This window comes from Mucilaginibacter oryzae, assembly GCF_003148845.1.
In the GTDB taxonomy this organism is placed as follows: domain Bacteria; phylum Bacteroidota; class Bacteroidia; order Sphingobacteriales; family Sphingobacteriaceae; genus Mucilaginibacter; species Mucilaginibacter oryzae.
In genome coordinates, this window is the sequence record NZ_QGHA01000035.1 from 1 (window position 1) to 2638 (window position 2638).

Below are 2638 nucleotides of genomic sequence, written 5' to 3' on the forward strand. Positions count from 1 at the left end.
AAGCGGGATTGATAGCTCATATGCTTAAGTTGCAGGGCGGGAGTTTTTCGTTGATTCCGAGAGTGCCGGAGGGGGAGAGCTATCGCTTGTCATCGTCCCAACGCCGGATGTGGGTGCTGAGTCAATTTTCGGAGGGGAACCTTGCGTACAATAGCCCGGGCATTTATATATTCGAGGGGGTAGTTGACCCTGAAGGTATCCAGTATAGTTTTGATAAGCTGATCTCCCGGCACGAGATATTGCGAACGGTTTTCAGGGAGGATGCAGAAGGTGAGGTACGTCAATATATCCGTGATGCGGACGCTACAGGTTTCAGGCTGGCGTATCATGATCTGAGTTTGTTGCCGGATGCTGACCGGGTGGCAGAGGAGAGGGGCCTTGTAATGAAGGAGTATACCGCCCCGTTCGATTTGTCAGCGGGGCCTTTACTTCGTTCCGGGCTGTACAAGCTGGGTACGGGGCGGTGGCTATTCATGTATACAATGCATCACATTATCAGTGATGGGTGGTCTATGGATATACTGATCAGGGAGTTGCTGCAGTTCTACAATAATTTTCAGACAGGAGAAAAGCGGGAGCCGGAAGCTTTATCCATTCAGTTCCGCGATTATGCAGAATGGGAACATTCTCAGCTTATGGAGGGGGCGTTTTCGGAACACCGAGCTTACTGGCTGTCACAGTTGTCAGGTCCTCTGCCGGTGCTGGAGCTACCCTCTGACCGTCCCCGTCCGGCAATAAAGACATACAACGGAGGTATCGTTACAGGAGTTGTCAATATAGAGTTGACGGAAAAGCTAAAATCGTTAAGCCAGGAACGTGGCGGGACTCTTTTTATGGGTTTGCTTGCTGTAATGAACGTTTTGCTCTATCGTTATTCGGGGCAGATGGATATCGTCATCGGAAGCCCGATAGCGGGTCGGGAACATATTAACCTGGAAGATCAGATAGGTTTTTATGTTAATACGCTGGCCCTTCGTACGCGGTTAGATGGTGATCAAGGCTTTTCAGCGTTGTTGGAGGCGGTAAAAGAAGTAACGCTTGGCGCGTATGAGCATCAGGTATATCCTTTTGATGCATTAGTAAATGAACTGGACCTGAAGCGGGATACGAGCCGGAGTGCATTGTTCGATGTGATGGTAGTATTACAGAACAATGTGGTAAATGAGAAGCCGCAGGATTTTGGATCGCTGGTAATAAGTAACTATAACGAGGCAGAGAACCCGACCAGCAAGTTCGATCTTCTTTTCAACTTTGTCGAGCAGCAGAATGGCTTGCATACGAGTATAGAATACAACAGTGACCTATATGACCGGGCGACGATCACGCGTATGCTGGGCCACCTTGAGCAATTGCTGGAATCAGTAGTAGCGGACAACAGTATGCCGCTGAAGTTGCTGGCCTATCTTACCGGCGATGAAAAAGAGCAGGTATTGAACGGGTTTAATGAGACTTCGGTTGCGTATGATCGGAGCAGAACTGTGATAGACCTGTTCGAAGACCAGGTTATAAAGACCCCGGAGGCAATTGCAGTAGTTTGTGGGGGTGAGCAACTGACGTACCGCCAGTTGAGCGATCGGTCAGAGCGCTTGGCGGGCTACCTGCAGCAGGGCGGTTTGAAAGCCGGAGATTCCGTAGGCGTTCTTTTGGAGCGCTCGGTGTGGTCAGTGATCAGTATGATCGGGGTAATGAAAGCAGGGTGCACGTATGTCCCTGTCGACAATTCGCTTCCGGTATCCCGTATAACGTATATGTTAAGGGCAAGTGGCACCGTTGCGGTGCTTACCGATCTGCCGGTGCTTAATCTGGCTGTTGAGGCGGATATCCGTGTTATCCATATAGAGGAGCTCAACTCAGCACCAGCAGCAACAGTTGTGCGTCCGGAAGCAGGATCGAGCTCATTTATCATTTATACATCGGGTTCAACAGGCGATCCTAAAGGTGTTGAACAGACACACCTGATGTTATATAACCTGATCATGTGGGATATCAACAGGTCGGGTCTGTCAGCGAGTGAGAAGCATCTGCAGTTTTCATCATACAGTTTCGACTCCTCACTGCATGACGCCTACTTTGTATTAGCGACCGGAGGGGAACTTCATATTGTGCCGGAAGTTCTTCGCAGGGATCTGCATGCGTTGAAAGATTATATTATCAGTAGCGGGATAACAACCGTTTCTATGCCTTATGCGGCATTAAAGGCGATGTTCAGCGAGCCGGATGCGATTTCCTTTGAAGGGCACCGCATCCGGGAGATCATCTCCACAGGCGAACAGCTGTATATCAGCGGCGGTCTTCGCCATTTTCTGCTTTCAAATCCACAGGTAACGATCTACAACTTTTACGGTCCATCGGAGAGCCATGTTGTTACCGGGGTAAGCTATAGCAGCAGTCTTGGGGCGATTCCGGAAAAGTCGACGATAGGTAAACCCATTGATAATACTTATATCTATATTCTCGACGGGCAGTTGCAGCCCTCGGGGATCGGTGTTCCTGCAGAGGTTTATATAGGGGGATGGAACCTGGCGCGCGGGTATCGCGGCGCTCCTGAACTTACTTCGGAGAAATTCATACCGGATCCTTATCGTGCTGGTTCGTTGATTTACCGGAGCGGGGATATCGGAAAGTGGTTACCGGATGG

The 2638-nt window shown here is 49.9% G+C and carries 1 protein-coding gene; it reads left to right on the plus strand.

The genetic code is table 11. From position 1 onward, the window contains the following. Positions 1-107: 107 nt before the first annotated feature. Positions 108-2638, plus strand: a 2531-nt coding sequence (locus LX99_RS25250) for a non-ribosomal peptide synthetase (RefSeq protein ID WP_245928014.1), incomplete at its 3' end; no start/stop codon positions are given.